This is a genomic window from Shewanella cutis, assembly GCF_022410515.1.
Classification (GTDB): Bacteria; Pseudomonadota; Gammaproteobacteria; order Enterobacterales; family Shewanellaceae; genus Shewanella; species Shewanella cutis.
Genome location: NZ_JACSDI010000008.1, coordinates 178,988 through 196,397, shown reverse-complemented (window position 1 = coordinate 196,397; position 17,410 = coordinate 178,988). Strand labels below are relative to the sequence as shown.

Sequence of the window (17,410 nt, the reverse complement as noted above, 5' to 3'; positions counted from 1 at the left end):
GGTAACTACAGCTTCACCCCAGCGGCAAACTACAACGGCTCCGTTCCCGTTATCACCTATGTGCTGACCGACGGCTCTGGCCCAACGGTCACCTCGACCCTGACCATTAACGTCACCCCGGTGGATGACCCTGTGACCTTACTTGGTTTGAACGGAACAGATAAAACAGTAAGCGAAGCGAATTTGGCAACAGGTACTCAACCGAATAATGCGGCGCTGACTCAAAGTGGTAGCTTCAACTTCAGCACCCTTGATGGTTTCGCAACCCTAATGATTGCAGGTACAACACTGACTCTGCCTCAGTTGCAGGCATTAAGTGCCTCATCCCCCGTAACCATCACCACGGCCTACGGCACTCTGACCCTCACCGGCTTCAGCGGCGGTGCAAGCGGCGGTTCGGTAAGCTACAGCTACACCCTCAATACCAAGGTCGATAATGACTCTGTGACTGGTGCAACAGGTACAGGCTACATCGACAGTATTTCTGTCACTGTAAAAGATATCGATGGCAACTCCGCAAACAACAGCCTAGATATTAATATCGTTGACGATGTTATCGTATTGAATGAGGGCGATCTCAATGGCATTAATGCCATTGGTACCTATGTCGGAACAGGTTTGCTTGATACAACTGGAGCAGATCAACTTTACAGCGCAGATCTGTCGGCCAACGTGACTGGCTGGAATGGCACTTCAGTAACCTTTGCAGATTCAGGCATCACCTCTGGCGGTAACACGCTGTTTTACTTTGTAGATCCATTGAACCCTTCAATTCTGTATGCCTACACGGATAGTAGCGGTACACCTAGTGCATTTGATGCATCCAACATCAATCAACAGCTAGTATTTACCCTGACGGCGCAGCCAAATAGCGACAGTTATACAATGCAGGTTTACAAGTCTATTGATAGCCTGTCAGAGGTGGTTATAGCAGGGCTTAATGGTGGTGAAGGCGGAAACAGCTCTGCTGTTTATGTTGGTTATAACGCAGCAACCGGCCAATTTGACATCGACAGCAATCTGTCTCAGTTGGCATACGATTTGGCCTTCACGCTTACGTCACGCAATGCCAATGGTTCCGCAGGCACAGTGAATGGCAATACCGGAGGCTTCGGTGCTAATAACGCCTTTGTCGATTCAGGAGAAGTTTTTGTTATTGACTATGCCAAGGATGTTGCCTCAGCAACAATTAACTTCTCTGGGACTGCACTTGTCCACTTTAAAGCTTATGACAAAAACGGTCAGCTGCTCGGCGAAGGAAACATCGCCTCCGGTGACGAAATATCCAATCTCGGCGCAATCAGCCATATTGAACTGACCACCACTGGCACTGGTAATGACTTCCGCTTCCAGTTCAATGGCACTTCCGCTCAAGAAATTGTCACCTCCACCCAGGGTACTAACCTGAACTTTGATGTCACTGTGAAGGATAGCGATGGTGATACAGCAAACGGCAACTTTGATGTGAACCTTGCTGCTCCTGGCGGAATTCCACTGGCGCCATTGGCTTTGACCGTAAATTCAACCGCTAGACTACAGGAAGCAGATCTGCTGACAAACGGCCTTGACTCAGACTCGCAAGCTCTGACCTTTAAAGCGGGAAGTGATGCCATTGGTGTGTTCCAGTTTGGCGATGTCAGCGGTATTCAAGTAAGCGGCATCAATGCCAATATATCTTGGGCGCTGAATGAACTAGGTCAACTGATCGGTACCACTATGGGCCGCGAAGCTTTCCGCCTGACCTTGGACTGGGACCGTATTAACGCCGGTGAACAAGGAAATGTGACTGTTAAAGCGGAATTGCTGACTACTTTGCCTCACTCGGTCAATGTCGATAATCTAACCATTTCAGGTATTAAGGTTATCGGCGTAACAGGCACAGGTCAGACCGCCGTATCGAATGTTACCGTGACTGTTACAGATGATGTCCCTGATGCCAACGACGACACTGGCAGTGTCAATGTGATAGTAGATAGCTTTAGAGTCTCTGGCGTGGAGGCTAATTGGAAATCATGGACAAATGGCACAAGCGTAACCACCTTCGATGGTAACAATAACCCTAATGGCGGCGGCACGGATAATGACACTGGTTTAGATCAGATCAGATGGGGGAATCCAATAAATACCTATAAGTCTGGTTATGGTTTTATCGATAACGACAGCGCATTAAATGGTCAGTTTGCCTTAAACCAAGATATTATTCTGGGTACGTTTACCCACTATAACTTCCCAATCTCTTCTGGTGGCGCTATAACCAAAGCAACCATGGATGTTACTTTCTCGGTGACTGATGCCTATGGGGTAGTCACACCAGTAACGCTCAAAGTCAACTTTGACCATAATGAAACACCGAACGACGACAACAATCCTGAAGCCTCAAAAGATATTATTAAAGTCGGCAATACCAATGTCACCTTTGAACATCAGGGACAAGTTTACACGCTGCAAGTAATAGGCTTTAGAGTTCCTGGTACCAACCAAGTTGTTACTGAAATTAAAACGGCTGAAAATGCGGCAAGCAGTTATGAACTGGTTGTACGCATAGTCGCTGGTAATGGCTATGAATTACCCTCTACCGAGGGGAATGTGTTAACCAATGACGTCATTGGTGCTGATAACGATCTCACGGTTGTCGGCGCCGCAGCTGGCAACCAAACAGGCTCAGGCACCACTGGCAATATTGGAACCATTATCAATGGTCAATACGGTACGTTAATCCTATTCGCCGATGGTAGTTACACTTACACAGTAACAGCCAACGCCTCAGCAATTCTGGCTGGCGCAACAGAAACCTTTACGTATACCATGCAAGATGCTGATGGTGATCAATCCAGCGCATTACTCACCATTAATGTAAATACCGTTAATGCGAATGCGCTTAAAGCAGTTCAAGATGAAAAAAGTGGTCCTGAAGATACTGCTGTAATCGGTAATGTGCTGGAAAATGATGGCAATAAAAATACATCAGTCAGCCATTTCACTGTGGCTAACGATACCACTCAGCATACTGCGGGCAGTAAAATTACTTTGGCAGAGGGTGAACTGACTCTCAATGCTAACGGTAGCTACACCTTTACACCCGCGGCTGATTGGAACGGCCAAGTCCCTGTGATTACCTACACGACAAATACAGGAGCAACAAGCACGTTAACTATCGTGGTAACGCCTGTTAATGATCCAACAGTGACCAAACCAGATAACAAAACCGTTGCAGAGGATACCTTAGCGAAAGGGTACGTGCTGGAAAATGATACGGATGTGGATAACACATTATCCGTAACCAGTTTCCAAGTGAATGGCGTGACCTATAATGCAGGCAATACTTGGTATCAATTGCCTGAAGGCTCGCTGCAATTAAAAGCAAATGGTGAATACAGCTTCGATCCCAAAGATCACTGGAGTGGTTCATTACCAGAAATCACTTACACCACTAATACTGGTGCCACAAATACATTGAATATCACTGTCCAAGCAGTGGCAGATGCCCCTAATCTGATAATTAATGGTTACACATCTGTTGCAGCCATCAACTTTGAAGATGCCAAGTTCTCTGGCAGTTGGGATGGCATTAAAGCTAATGATATTAAAGGCCTAAATACCATCGGAACTTGGCATACCAGTAACGCAGGCGGCAAGATTGAAGTGGGTCAGGAGAAAACCTACCTTGGTGGCAACTCAAACAACAAGGTAATGGAAATCGAGTTCAATAACGGCGATAAGACGCTCTATACCGACATGCGCTTGGAAGCAGGTCGGTTCTATGAGCTGGGCTTTGATATTGCGGCGCGCATGAATAGCGCCGCAACATCCGGCCTTACCATCAAACTGGTACCTCTGGATGCCAACGGTAATCCTATCATGGCGCAGGCGGTGATGCTTTACGACTTCAACCCAACTACCTCGGGTTGGCTGAAAGATCAAAAAGTTACCCTGCCAGTGGGGACCAGTGGTAATTATCGTCTGCTTTTTGAAGCTGATAATGCTGATTCAGTGGGTGCTATCATGGATAACCTTGCATTCCGCGCAGTAGACAATATGGGATACAACAGTTCATTCATCAAACTTGGCAATATCAGCGCCAATCTCGTTGACACTGACGGTTCTGAGTCACTCAGTATCAAACTGCAAGGGCTACCTGTTGGGTCTGTACTCACGGATGGTGAGAAAACTCTCACTATCGGCGCTGATGGCACAGCAGATATCAGTTCCTGGAACAAGAGCAACCTGCTGCTCAAACCAGTGACGACCGGCACCATTAACATCACTGTCGTGGCAACAGCAACTGAATCCAGCAACAGTGATAAAGCCACAACTACCACGACTTTCCCTGTAACTGTTCTGCCGGCAACAGTGGTAACAGGTGGTCAGAGTGTTGATTCATTCATCATGACAAATTGGACAGGCGAATCGGCACAATTTGCTGTCAGCCTGAGTGGTTATGGCTCAGTTGGAGCGGTCGCCTCGACCCAATACATCGACAAGAGCACAGAGCTATTGATAAATGCTGGCGCAAGCAACGACTATGTAGAGTTAGGCATATCAACAGCAAATAACGTAATAAACACTGGCAGTTCATTACCCAACTCCAACAATTCGGTCGTGACTCAGGCAGAAATTCTTGCCAGTAACTTTATGACGCAAGATTCCATCACGACTGATGTCGGATCGCTCAAGAGCAATGTCCTGCAACCGCTACAACCCAAAACAGACACTGTCAATTTGGGTTCAGGCGACGACACGGTCAACGGTGGTGAAGGCAGTCAAGTCGTTCATGGTGGTGGTGGTAACGATCTGCTGATTGGCGGCGTAGGTATTGATGGTTTACGTGGCGGTGACGGCAACGACACTCTGATCGGTGGCCTTGGTGATGATGTCCTCCGCGGTGATGGTGGTAATGACACCTTTGTATGGCGCTATGCGGATGCCGATAATGGCACTGACCACATAATGGACTTTAAGGTGGGTGAAGATAAGCTTGATCTCAGTGATTTACTTCAAGGTGAAACGGCTAATACGTTAGAAAGCTATCTAAACTTTAGCTTAAACAATGGTTCAACCGTGATCGATATCGATGCAAACAGGGATGGCACGTTCGATCAACATATTGTGCTTGATGGGGTTAACCTCTATAGCCAATATGGCGCAACGGATAATGCAGGTATTATTAATGGGTTGCTCGGCAGTAATGGCCAAGGTCCGCTAATCATTGATACCCAGCCTGCCCCGGTTGACCTTGAGGTGAAACTTGACCCATTAAGATCAATTGAGCCATAGGCAAAAAAACTATTATCGTTAATACCTAGGGGCCTATAGAAATATAGGCCTTCCTAGTGGATACTTGTAAGAATCATAATAAAATCAAAGGATAGATAATTAGGTGCCTGTTACAGCGTCTGAAAAGGTTGAGCAGTGGACAATTTCCGCATCACAGCGAGTAATTGTTGACCCACTGTTAGATTGTTTAGTGCTTCTTACTGAACATTTTGGTAATCCATGCTCAAGTGATTCACTTGCGGCAGGCTTGCCTTTATCTGGAGCGGTGTTAACACCCGAGCTGCTCCCTCAAGCAGCATCTCGCGCAGGATTAGCGGCAAAATTATCTCGTAAAGGCTTAAATGAGATATCGCCAATACTGCTACCCTGTATTTTGTTATTAAAGGATAAGAAAGCCTGTATTCTGCGAGAATTTGACCTCGAATCTGACCGTGCAGTCATCCAACTTCCTGAGACTGGCGGGGAAGAAATACTCACAATAGAATCGCTTGAAACTCTGTATGTGGGCTATCTATTCCTCGTTAAGCAAGAATATCGTGGCGACATGGGGTTCGATGTCTATTTACACGACAATAAAACCCACTGGTTAGTCCAAACCTTAAAGGACTCTGCCCCAATTTACCGTGATGCTTTAATTGCCTCGGTTCTCGTGAATATTTTCGCGTTAGTCTCGCCGCTGTTTATCATGAATGTGTACGATAAAGTTGTACCTAACCTTGCATTTGACTCCCTGTGGGTATTAGCGATTGGAGCCTCTATTGCCTATTTATTTGATCTGGTTATGCGGCAATTAAGAAGCTACTTAATTGATGTAGCAGGTAAAAAAGTAGATATCATCGTATCATCTCGCCTCTTTGCCAAAGCAATTGGCATACCGCTTGAAAAACGCTCGCCCAGCATCGGCGGGATGGCTAAACAACTGGGTGAATTTGATAGTATCCGAGAAATTTTAACCTCAGCCACCATCACGACCTTAGTCGATCTGCCCTTTGCGCTCTTTTTTCTGATCGTGATTTATATTGTTGCTGGCGATTTAGCGGTGATACCTGTGGTTGGCGGTATGATCATCATTGGCTTTACACTCTATACCCAGCCCAAATTAAAAGCGGCGATTGAGGAAGGTAATAAGTTTTCCAGCTTAAAACACGGGCATTTGATTGAAAGCCTATCTGCACTTGAGTCGATTAAAGCCAACGGCGCAGAAGGAATTGTTCAAAAAAGCTGGCAACAGATGATTGGCCACAGTGCAAATTGGCAATTAAAATCCAAAAAACTCTCAAATTCCGTATCGAATACTGCCAATTTTATCGTGCAATTTACCGTAGTATGCGTGGTTATTTTAGGGGTTTACCGCGTTTCAGATAACCTAATATCCATGGGCGGGATCATTGCGGCAGTGATGTTATCAAGCCGCGCTATAGCACCAATGGCACAGTTAGCAGGATTAATGACGCGAGCAAACCACACAGCCAGCGCACTGCGCCAGCTCAATGAGTTAATGCTGCAAGAAGACGAGTTTGAAAATAAAGGCCACTTAGTCAGTAAACAGCGTTTAATAGGCAAAATAAACGCCGACCACGTTGGATTTAGTTATCCCGGCTCTGAAAAACCTGTGCTTCACCCGCTCTCATTAACCATCAATCCAGGTGAGCGTGTTGCGATTATCGGCCGCAATGGTTCTGGTAAGAGTACCTTAGCCAAACTTCTCGTCGGACTATTCCAACCAACAACTGGTAGCCTACGTTACGATGGTGTCGATTCGGCGCAAATTCATCCTAGCGATCTACGCCGTAATTTTGGTTACTTGCCGCAGGATGTCACCCTATTTCACGGCACGATCAGAGATAACATTCTCTTTGGTACTCGCCAAGTGACAGAACATCAACTTATCCGAGCCGTGCAGCTTTCAGGTGTCAGTCAGTTCACGCATTTGGAGGCCGAAGGCCTAGATCAACAGGTTGGCGAAGGTGGAATGTCTCTTAGCCGCGGACAACGGCAAACCGTAGCCCTTGCCCGAGCGACCCTTAATGATCCACCCGTATTGTTGATGGATGAGCCTACTGCGAGTTTAGATGCTCGGGCTGAACAACAGTTTATTCGCTCAATGCAAAATGTCAGCAAGGATAGAACTCTGCTGCTAATCACTCACAAAATGCATTTATTACAATTGGTTGACCGTATTATTGTGCTTGAAAGGGGCCATGTTGTTGCTGATGGTCCTAAAGCCGAAGTGTTAGAAAAACTCAATTTTGGCCTTGTTAACGGAGGCGCTAAAAAATGAGTAAAAACCTAACGACAAATGATTTAGACATGGTTGATGACGTTTATGGCGCCATGATGACAGATGCCCCAAGTGGGCATAGGCTAATCATATGGGCGTTAGCAGCCATGGTTGCCTGCTTTCTACTATGGGCTGGTTTTGCCGAACTAGATACAGTCACCACAGGTTCAGGTAAAGTGATCCCTTCTTCTCAAGTACAGGTAATCCAAAGTCTTGATGGCGGTATCATGCAAGAACTGTTTGTTCGAGAAGGTGATCTTGTCACTAAAGGCCTACCACTCGTCCGGATTGATGATACGCGCTTTCGCTCTGATTTTGCCCAGCAGGAGCAAGAAGTCTTTGGTTTAAAGACGAATGCAATCCGTATGCGCGCAGAGTTAGATAGCATACTCATATCCGATATGACTTCCGACTGGCGTGAACAAGTCAAAATTACTAAAAAAGCCTTAGTGTTTCCCGATAGCATTGCCGAGGCAGAACCTGCACTAGTTAAAAGGCAGCAGGAAGAATATAGCGGTCGTTTAGACAATTTGAGTAACCAACTGGAAATTCTGGTTCGTCAAATCCAGCAAAGACAGCAAGAAATTGATGATCTCGCATCAAAAACAACGACGTTAACAACCAGTATGCAGTTGATTTCTAGGGAATTAGAACTCACTCGACCACTCGCTAAAAAAGGAATTGTGCCTGAGGTTGAACTGCTAAAACTTGAACGCGCAGTTAACGATGCGCAAGGTGAGTTAAATTCATTACGACTGCTGCGACCGAAGCTTAAAGCAGCATTAGACGAAGCGATATTAAAGCGGCGTGAAGCGGTATTTGTTTACGCGGCAGACCTGCGGGCACAGCTTAACGAAACACAAACCCGTTTATCCCGAATGAATGAAGCTCAGGTGGGAGCTCAGGATAAGGTAAGTAAAGCGATTATCACCTCCCCCGTAAACGGCACCATTAAGACAGTGCATATCAACACCTTAGGTGGTGTAGTTCAACCAGGGGTTGATATCATTGAAATCGTCCCCTCTGAAGACCAATTACTAATAGAAACCAAAATCTTACCTAAGGATATTGCGTTTTTACATACAGGTTTACCCGCAGTAGTTAAGGTAACGGCCTATGACTTTACCCGCTACGGTGGGCTCAAAGGTACAGTAGAACATATAAGTGCCGATACCTCACAGGATGAAGAAGGAAATAGCTTCTACCTTATAAAGGTCAGAACCGAAGATTCGAGTTTGATAAAAGACGATGGCACACAGATGCCAATTATACCCGGGATGTTAACAACCGTTGACGTCATCACCGGACAAAGATCCATTCTTGAGTACATTTTAAATCCAATTTTAAGGGCTAAGGACACAGCGCTCAGAGAGCGTTAAGCCTGTTATAAACCGGGAGGTTTGCAATGAAGACTTTAGTAAGACGCCAATTTCAATGTTCAAAAATAGCGGTCCTGCTGTCAGCTATTTTGCTTCCACTATCCGCTCAAAGCCAAACACTTGAGCAAGCGGTTGCACACACACTCGATACAAACCCAGATTTACGAGTGGCGTTTAACCGCTTTAAAGCGAGAGAAGAGCAAGTGAATCAAGCAATTGCTGGTTACATGCCAACAGTTGATCTCACAGGTGGTTATGGCTACGAGCAAACAGATAGCGTATCAACCCGTCGACGTAAAAATGTCGGCGATGTTGATAGCAATGGCGTAGCAGAACTAAACCGTGGTGAGTTTGGTATAAGCCTAAAACAAATGCTTTTTGATGGCTTTTATACCAGTAGCGAAGTTGACCGTTACAGCTTTGAAGCCAGCGCAGACCAATGGGCACTTCTCGCTGCCGCCGAAGATATGGCATTAGATGTCAGTAAAGCGTATCTCAACTATCTGCGCACCGATGAGGTATTAAAGCTGGCGGAGAAAAACCTCAACAGCCATAAAGAAATCTATGATCAAATCAAGCAACGCACTGACTCGGGCTTAGGCTCAACTGCCGATCTTTCACAAATATCAGGACGTCTTGCAAGGGCTAATGCGAATGTAATATCCGCGCGTAACAATTTACTCGATGCAAAAGCACAATTTGTGCGAGTCGTTGCAGCCGACCCCGTTGACTTGATTCAACCCGTTCCTGATGCCGATATGCTTCCTAAGGATTTAAACAGCAGTATTGCTGATGCCGAGAAAAATCATCCCATCCTTAAATCTGCAGCAAACGATATTCGTGCGGCTGAAAATGAGCGTTCATCAACCCAAGCCAACTATTATCCGCAAGTTTCATTAGAGCTAAACGGTAGCTGGAACAATGATGTCGGGGGTGAAGATGGCGTAAGCCCGATAGCAAGCCAAAACGTAGGTGGTTACAGTAACGATATCGTCGCTATGGTGCGAGTCAGATACAACCTCTTTGCAGGCGGTAAAGACCTTGCTCGCGAAAAAGAATCAGCTTACAAACTCAGTGAAGCCAAAGAAATCCGTCAGCGCGCCCAAAGGGAAGTCGTAGAAGGGGTCAATCTGGCATGGAATGCCTACGAAATGTTAGCGCCTCAAAAGCAATACATCCGTGACCACGTGATAGCCGCCAAAGACACTCAGTCTGCCTATGCGCAGCAATTTAATCTTGGCCAACGCAGCTTACTCGACTTACTTGATACTGAAAATGAGTTGTTCGAAGCACGTAAGGACTATTTACAAGCTGAATACGATGAAATCATTGCAAAATATCGTGTACTAAATTCGACTGGCCGCCTACTCGACTCACTCAAAGTGACCCGTCCTGAAGCATGGCGTGGAGAACGTAACTACGAAGGAGGAGCAAATCAATGAAAACGTCTATCTTATTACTTAGCGTGACGCTGTTAGCGGGTTGCTCCATACGCGATACAGTCAATATTGACGAGATGACCACGACTCAGGCATCCGATCTTGCTGATAAGGATGGTGATGGAGTCATTGAAGCCCGTGAACGTTGCAACGAAACGGCAAAGGGTGCTGGCACGGATAACTATGGCTGCGGTCAAGTAAAGTCAATTAATGAACGTAAGGAAATCAATGTATTATTTCCTAACAACTCAGCTTATATTGCACCAGAGTATTATCCTCAAATCGAAGAAGTGGCGATATTCTTACGTCAATATCCCACAACTAAAGTGACCATTGAAGGACACACAAGTCGTACAGGCACGGACGAAAGAAACACGGAATTATCGCAGGAGCGTGCTAATGCTGTTACCGCCGTTCTCGCCGAACGTTTCAGTATCGACAGAAGCCGACTGACAGCCATAGGCTATGGTTCAAGTCGTCCAATTGTTTTAGAGCAGACTCCTGAAGCTGAAATGCGTAACCGTAGAGTCGTTGCAGAGGTGACGGGTGACGATACAGCAACAGATATGAAATGGACGATTTATTCCGTCGATGACACCAATTAAACACCAATAGAGTAGGCTATGAACGGCAGGCTAAAAGGTAACAATGCGTTTTTTCGAGCCTGCCGCTCATGCCTAGTTGTGTCTGCGTTAGGGATTAGCTGTCTATATGCCGCTCCAACCCAAAAACTCGACGAAGCCAAAATCACTTCTACGCTAGAAAAACGTTATGGTGAGCGAGCAGGTATGCGAGCAAGAGCTTGGTTTAAAGTGTTGGCGGAGGCAAGCACGGTTGACGAAAAAGAAAAGTTATTGAAAGTTAACAATTTTTTCAATTTATTCCGCTTCGTTGATGACATAAAATTATGGGGAGAATCAAACTATTGGGCCACTCCGATGGAGTTTATTGGAGTCAATGGTGGAGATTGTGAAGATTTTTCAATCGCCAAGTATTTCACGCTGCTTGAGTTAGGTGTACCCGAGGATAAGATGCGGATCACCATGGTTAAAGCAACCAGCGTGAATCAATATCATATGGTATTGGCTTACTATGATACGCCTGCATCCATCCCTTTAGTGCTCGATAATCTCGATCATGTCATCAAACCTGCTACTCAACGTAAAGATCTGATCCCCGTTTACAGTTTTAACGGTAAACAATTATGGCTTAACAAAGAACAGGGACGAGGCGTTTTAGCTGGCTCGTCAACACGACTCGAAAAATGGAATGACCTAACCCATAGGTTAGGGGTTGATCGCTTAAGACAACCCAAATTAAAACTGGAGTAGCACCCAAGATGACACTGTTTAGACAGATTTATTCGCTGCTTTTTAGCCTGTTCTTGTTAGTTGTAGCAAGTCTTGGCTATGTGCAATTTACGGAGACTCAAAGCTTTTTAACCAAGCAAATGGAATCGGATCTAAACAATGCCAGTACCTCGCTTGGTTTAATGCTGACCCCCGCACTTGAGGCCGGAGATACCGTTGCAGCAGAAACCCTAGTCAACGTTATTTTTGAAGGCGGCTATTATAACAATATCAAATTGACATGGATGGTTGACGGCAAACAACAGGAATGGAATAACCCTATTAAAATTGATGATGTACCTCAATGGTTTATCAATTTGAATCTCTTTAAAACCATCAAAAAAGAAAGCACTATTACCTCAGGATGGTTACAACTAGCACAGCTTGAAATTACGGCCCATCCCGGCTTTGGTTACCATGAATTATGGCGGATCATGTCCAACACCATTATCGCCTTTTCATTGCTGTTTTTGGTCGCCATCATTACCGCAAGATTAGGACTAACGTGGATTTTAAAGCCGCTACATACTTTATCTGAACACGCAAAAAAGATTGCAGCAAGGCAGTTTGGTCCAGATATGCCACTGCCCAAAACCGCAGAATTAAAGGATTTAGTGGTGGCATTTAATAGTATGTCCACCCAACTAAAACAACTCTTCCACTCCCTCGACGAAGAGGTGAGCTCATTACGTAAAAAGAACCTCACTGATCCCGCCTCAGGACTGCCGAATCGCCAATATGTGGTAAGTCGTCTTAATGGCTGGCTAAGCGAACCTAGCAGTGGTGCACTATTTTTAGCTAAACTCGATTGGCTCGAAGAAGTACACAGTAAGTATGGATACCAAGTTCGCGATGAAACGATTCGCCTACTCGCAGAGAAGCTAGTACAACAATTAAATGAAATCACCCCATCGGTCATTGCACGGATTGCCGCTTTTGAGTTTGCCTTCCTTGTTACCGATGTCGAGCACGATCAAATTAGCAAATACCTGCAAACACTGATCCGCACAATCAATCAAGAAATCTCTAAAGCGGGTTGTAAACCCAATGAGAATTTTGCGATAGGAGTTGCAGAGCGCGTTGGACAAATGAAAGTTTCCGACATTCTTGCACAAGCGGATAATGCCTTACAAAAAGCGCTAAAAGACAACAAAACCTTTCATTGGTTTGAGACGACAGAACAACAGCTCTTCACCCGTGAGCAATGGCGCGACAACCTGAGCCACGCCATTAGCAACAAGAAATTTAAATTCCGTTGGCAGCCGATCCAGTTTTGTAATGGCGATGGCGTCACCCAAAGGGAACTCTACTGCCAACTCGAATTGGGCGATAAGGTTGCCCATGCCGGCCAATTTATGCCCTATATCGAACTGTTGTCATTAGGTGCACTACTCGATAAGTGCCTAATCGAAACCGTTTACGAGCAAAAATTACTTGAGCGTAATTATGAGCCATTGGCAATAAACTTAACCTATCAAAGTATCAGTGATAGCCAATTCCATGATTGGCTCAAGCACTTCCTGCGCAATGCAATGCTCGTTGAACGAATTTGCTTTGAGATCCCTGAAGCTGGTGTTTATAGCGATTTAGAATCCTGTACACGCCTTTGCAATATTATTAGGGACAACGGTGCTAAATTTGGTATTGACCATTTTGGCCGCCAATTTGGTTCAATGTCTTACTTGCAAGAACTGAGACCAAGCTATGTGAAACTCGATCAATCCTTCTCCTACTACGATGAGGCCTCACATAATAGCGAGCTCTGCCGCGCTATTATCAATGTCGCCAAGGGATTGGATATTCAAGTAATAGTCACAGGCATTCAAGAAAAAGCACAGCTAGAACGTTTTAATGAGCTAAAAACAGACGCCTATCAGGGCTTTATTGCGCCACCAGAGAATATTGACTAACTTAAGCATCACTGCGATTAGGCTCCTTCGGGAGCCTAATTTATGTGGTAAACCTTATAATACCAATCGTATTAAATATCTGTTCATTCAGCGGGAATTCAACGCGCTTTAGACAAGGCGAAGGCTTGAAGGCATAGCGGTGCTCTGTCGAAAGCCTTAAACGCAGTATAAAGCGCGTTGCCATACAGTGAACATCAGCCGCACTTTGGGAACCACACAGGCATCCCACTCCGATGTTGCATTGACTTAAAAGGGAATAACCATTTCTGCGTCAATGCGCCTTGGAGTGGGATGCCTGTGAGGCTCTTAACTGATTAGATATTTAATGTGATTGGTATAAGTAGCATGTGATCAAAAAACCTTAACCCATCAGGACTAGACCTAATCACCAGCAACAAAGAACAAAAAATAGATACAAAAAAGCCTCAGTCATTCTTTCGAAATTCTGAAGCTTCAATGTAATTGGTCGGTGATAGAGGATTCGAACCTCTGACCCTCTGGTCCCAAACCAGATGCGCTACCGGACTGCGCTAATCACCGTAACTGTTAACTATTTGCCTAGATATCCAAGCGCGCTAGTTATGCGAAGAATGTGGTCGGTGATAGAGGATTCGAACCTCTGACCCTCTGGTCCCAAACCAGATGCGCTACCGGACTGCGCTAATCACCGAGATATTAAATGAAATGGGGTGACTGATGGGGCTCGAACCCACGACAACCGGAATCACAATCCGGGACTCTACCAACTGAGCTACAATCACCACTGACTTTCACTTATATTGCTAACAAAGAAGCTCACAACTCATTCGGAAGTGGTGCGCCCAAAAGGATTCGAACCTTCGGCCTCACCCTCCGGAGGGGTGCGCTCTATCCAGCTGAGCTATGGGCGCTCGCCTTGGTTAGCGCCGCATATAGTATGGACAAATAGCCCTTGAGTCTATAGCTATTTTGCACTTTTTTGCTGACTGCTCAAGTTTTGATACATTAGCATGCTTTTTCAGCGGAATAACAGCGTAAATATGACTTGGATGTTACGGTATTTCATGTTAATTATAACGTTTGGTAAACAATTAACGCAGAACTGATTAGTGAGTATCATGTTTAGGGATGAAGATGAAACTACCCCACCTCGAGCACATGAGGTTGAACGCTTAAAAAAGAGACTTAATCGCCTTAAATATTTGGCGAATAAGTACAAGCGTGCGGAAGTCGTTCAAAATGCGTTACTCGAATTGTCCCATATTGCCACTCAGGTTTCCTCGCTGGAAGAATTTTACTTAGGGGTTCATCACCACCTAAAACAGCTTATCTCCGCGGATAATTTTTTTATCGCGACTCTCAATGTGAATAGCGGTGCCATTTCAGTTCCCTTCTTTGCCGATGAGAAAGACGCGCATCCTTCCCAACTTTATCCAGAGCAGTCACTATCAACATTGTTACAGCAAGGGTTAACAGGTTATGTATTTCGCACGGGTAAAACCCTATTGTGCGATGAATCTAAAGTGGATGAGCTCGTCCACGCAGAGGAGATTGTCAACTTAGGTTCTCCTTGTCACCTTTGGCTAGGAGTGCCCATTAAGCATGAAGACATAGTCACTGCGGTACTTGTTGTGCAAACCTATGATACCAATGTGAGTTATGGCGATATCGAAGTCGAGTTAATGACCTTTATTTGCCACCATATTACCGGCGTGATGGAAAGGCTTAAGCATCAAGAACAATTAGAGCAAGCTATACAACAGCGTACTAAAGAGCTTAGCCAAGCCTACGATAAGCTTAAGCAAGAAGTGTATGAGAGGCGAAGAGCTGAGCGACTCCAAAAGTCCCTATTTGAAATTGCAGAACTAGCAAGCTCTGGTTCGGATAATCCAGTGTTTTACACTCAGTTACATAATGTAATCCGTCATCTGATCCCAGCCAATAACTGCTATATCGCTCTGTTAAATGAAGAAGGTACCCATTTAACCTTCCCGTTTTATGTCTCCCAATTAGGAAGTCAACACCCTGGAACTCGGCCATTACAGGATGGGCTCACAGAGTATATGCTCAAACACAAGCGCCCCCTGCTACTAGACCAAAATGATATTAATAACCTGATTGCCGCAAAAGAAATTTACGCTAAGGCGCCGACGCTTAATCATACCCAAACGATGCATCAATGGATTGGCATTCCGTTGTTTATCCATGATGAAGTACGCGGCGCGCTAACCATTTATAGCTTTAGCATGACTCAAAACTACCAAACGAAAGATTTGGAGTTACTTACCTTTGTATCACAGCATATTGGTGCTGCGATCGAGAAAAAACTCGCTGCAGAGTCATTACGCCGTAGTTATGAAGAGCTAGAAGAAAAAGTGGCTGCTCGGACAACAGCCCTTGCTGAACTCAATAAGGATCTAGAGAAGGAGATCCGCCAGCGCCGTAATATGGAAGCAAAACTCGTCCATGATGCTAAACACGATGCGCTAACTGGGCTGCCCAATCGCGCCATGTTTATGGAGCGACTTAATCACGCGATTAAACACGTTCGCCGCCATAGCCTAGAGCAGTTTGCCTTGCTGTTTATCGATCTTGACCGCTTTAAGCTAATTAACGACACAATGGGACATTTAGAGGGCGATAGGTTTTTAATTGAAACCGCCACTCGCTTACGTTCCTGTATCCGCAGTAACGATACCCTAGCCAGACTCGGTGGTGATGAGTTTGTCATCCTGCTCGATACCATCAACGACATGAACGATGCGCGTGATGTTGCCGAACGGGTTATCCGAAAAATCTCCCAGTCCTATCATTTTGGGACGATCGAGTTCCATTCGGGTGCCAGCATCGGGATTACTATCAGCGGTAATAAGTCGGATACCAGTGAGTCAATGTTACGTAATGCCGACACAGCTATGTATCAAGCCAAGGCAAATGGTAAAGGTTGTTATGTGATTTTTGACGATAGTGCCTCACAACAAAAAATGCAGGATATTGCTTTCGAGAATGATTTTAGACAGGCACTGCAAGCGGATGAGTTACAGCTCAACTTCCTGCCGATTGTCGATTTACAAACCCGACAAACCCGTTCCTTAGAATGTCAATTAAGCTGGGAGCACCCCCAATGGGGAAGTATCCCGCAAGAAGTCCTGAGCAAATTAGCCGAGCAAGCAAACTTACAAGTTGAGCTGGATAAGTATGCGATTCGCTTATTGGATAAGTGTTATCACCAACTATTGATAAGCCATGGAGATAACCTTGATTTACATCTTATGCTTTCCAGTCAACATCTTAAGCATAAGCATATACTACGTGGGCTTAAAACCACCCTAAAGCAGACTCAGCTTCCTCTCTCTCAATTATGGTTATTTTTTAATGAAAAAGCCTTGGTTCAAGAAACGGAGAATCACATTAGCGGCTTTGAATTATTAAATAAACTGGGCGTGAACTTAGGGATTAGCCACTACGGAAGCGGTCATAGTCCGTTAAATAGTTTGTTGTTTCTGCCATTAAAAGGCCTCAAGCTTGATGCGAATATCACGAAACAATTGCAGAATGAACAACATATTAAGCTAATGTCAGCCTATCAAAAGGCGGCCTCAACCTTGGAGTTACAAACCTTTGTCGACGGGCTGCAATCCCCTGAGCAAATCAATATATTCCATGCGCTAGGTTACCGCTTTGGTCAAGGTTGTGCCTTAGCCTCTCCTTTTGCCTTAGTGGAAACGCAGCAACTGGTTTGCGCATAACCACCGCAATCACATGACTAGGGTGTGGACTTTTCTAGATTGAAGATTGT

General features: G+C 45.2%; 8 protein-coding genes and 4 tRNA genes. 8 read left to right on the top strand and 4 right to left on the bottom strand.

What is annotated here, in order from left to right; translation table 11 throughout:
* From H9J30_RS13010 to H9J30_RS12980, 7 genes are all read left to right on the top strand, one after another.
* Nucleotides 1-5,274, top strand: a 5,274-nt coding sequence (locus H9J30_RS13010) for a type I secretion C-terminal target domain-containing protein (protein ID WP_240131391.1), incomplete at its 5' end; no start/stop codon positions are given.
* 103 nt (nucleotides 5,275-5,377) lie between these two features.
* The gene (locus H9J30_RS13005) at nucleotides 5,378-7,555 is read left to right on the top strand and encodes a type I secretion system permease/ATPase (RefSeq protein WP_240131390.1); all 2,178 of its coding nucleotides are present in this window, start codon (nucleotides 5,378-5,380) and stop codon (nucleotides 7,553-7,555) included.
* On the top strand, nucleotides 7,552-8,934 hold the full coding sequence (locus H9J30_RS13000) for an HlyD family type I secretion periplasmic adaptor subunit (protein ID WP_240131389.1): 1,383 nt from the start codon (nucleotides 7,552-7,554) through the stop codon (nucleotides 8,932-8,934). Before H9J30_RS13005 ends, H9J30_RS13000 begins: the two co-directional genes overlap by 4 nt.
* 26 nt (nucleotides 8,935-8,960) lie before the next feature.
* Entirely contained in the window at nucleotides 8,961-10,376 is a 1,416-nt protein-coding gene (gene aggA / locus H9J30_RS12995; RefSeq protein ID WP_240131388.1) for a type I protein secretion system protein AggA, read from the top strand.
* Nucleotides 10,373-10,978 (top strand): OmpA family protein, encoded by a 606-nt coding sequence (locus H9J30_RS12990; RefSeq protein ID WP_240131387.1) that lies wholly within the window; start codon nucleotides 10,373-10,375, stop codon nucleotides 10,976-10,978. The genes aggA and H9J30_RS12990 overlap by 4 nt, the downstream gene beginning before the upstream one ends.
* 18 nt (nucleotides 10,979-10,996) lie before the next feature.
* Entirely contained in the window at nucleotides 10,997-11,704 is a 708-nt protein-coding gene (locus tag H9J30_RS12985) for a transglutaminase-like cysteine peptidase (protein ID WP_011073981.1), read from the top strand.
* A gap of 8 nt (nucleotides 11,705-11,712) precedes the next feature.
* Entirely contained in the window at nucleotides 11,713-13,632 is a 1,920-nt protein-coding gene (locus H9J30_RS12980) for a bifunctional diguanylate cyclase/phosphodiesterase (protein WP_240131386.1), read from the top strand.
* Between the two features lie 463 nt (nucleotides 13,633-14,095).
* On the opposite strand, the gene H9J30_RS12975 is transcribed toward H9J30_RS12980, so the two are convergent.
* The 4 genes from H9J30_RS12975 to H9J30_RS12960 all read right to left on the bottom strand — a co-directional run bounded on the left by H9J30_RS12975 (nucleotide 14,096) and on the right by H9J30_RS12960 (nucleotide 14,522).
* Nucleotides 14,096-14,172 (bottom strand) — tRNA-Pro (locus H9J30_RS12975).
* A gap of 53 nt (nucleotides 14,173-14,225) precedes the next feature.
* Nucleotides 14,226-14,302, bottom strand: a tRNA-Pro gene (locus H9J30_RS12970).
* 15 nt (nucleotides 14,303-14,317) lie between these two features.
* Nucleotides 14,318-14,393: transfer RNA gene (locus H9J30_RS12965), tRNA-His, on the bottom strand.
* A gap of 52 nt (nucleotides 14,394-14,445) precedes the next feature.
* Nucleotides 14,446-14,522 (bottom strand) — tRNA-Arg (locus tag H9J30_RS12960).
* A 207-nt stretch (nucleotides 14,523-14,729) separates the two neighbouring features.
* Here H9J30_RS12960 and H9J30_RS12955 point away from each other — a divergent pair.
* On the top strand, nucleotides 14,730-17,360 hold the full coding sequence (locus tag H9J30_RS12955) for a sensor domain-containing diguanylate cyclase (RefSeq protein WP_240131397.1): 2,631 nt from the start codon (nucleotides 14,730-14,732) through the stop codon (nucleotides 17,358-17,360).
* The last annotated feature ends 50 nt before the right edge of the window (nucleotides 17,361-17,410 follow it).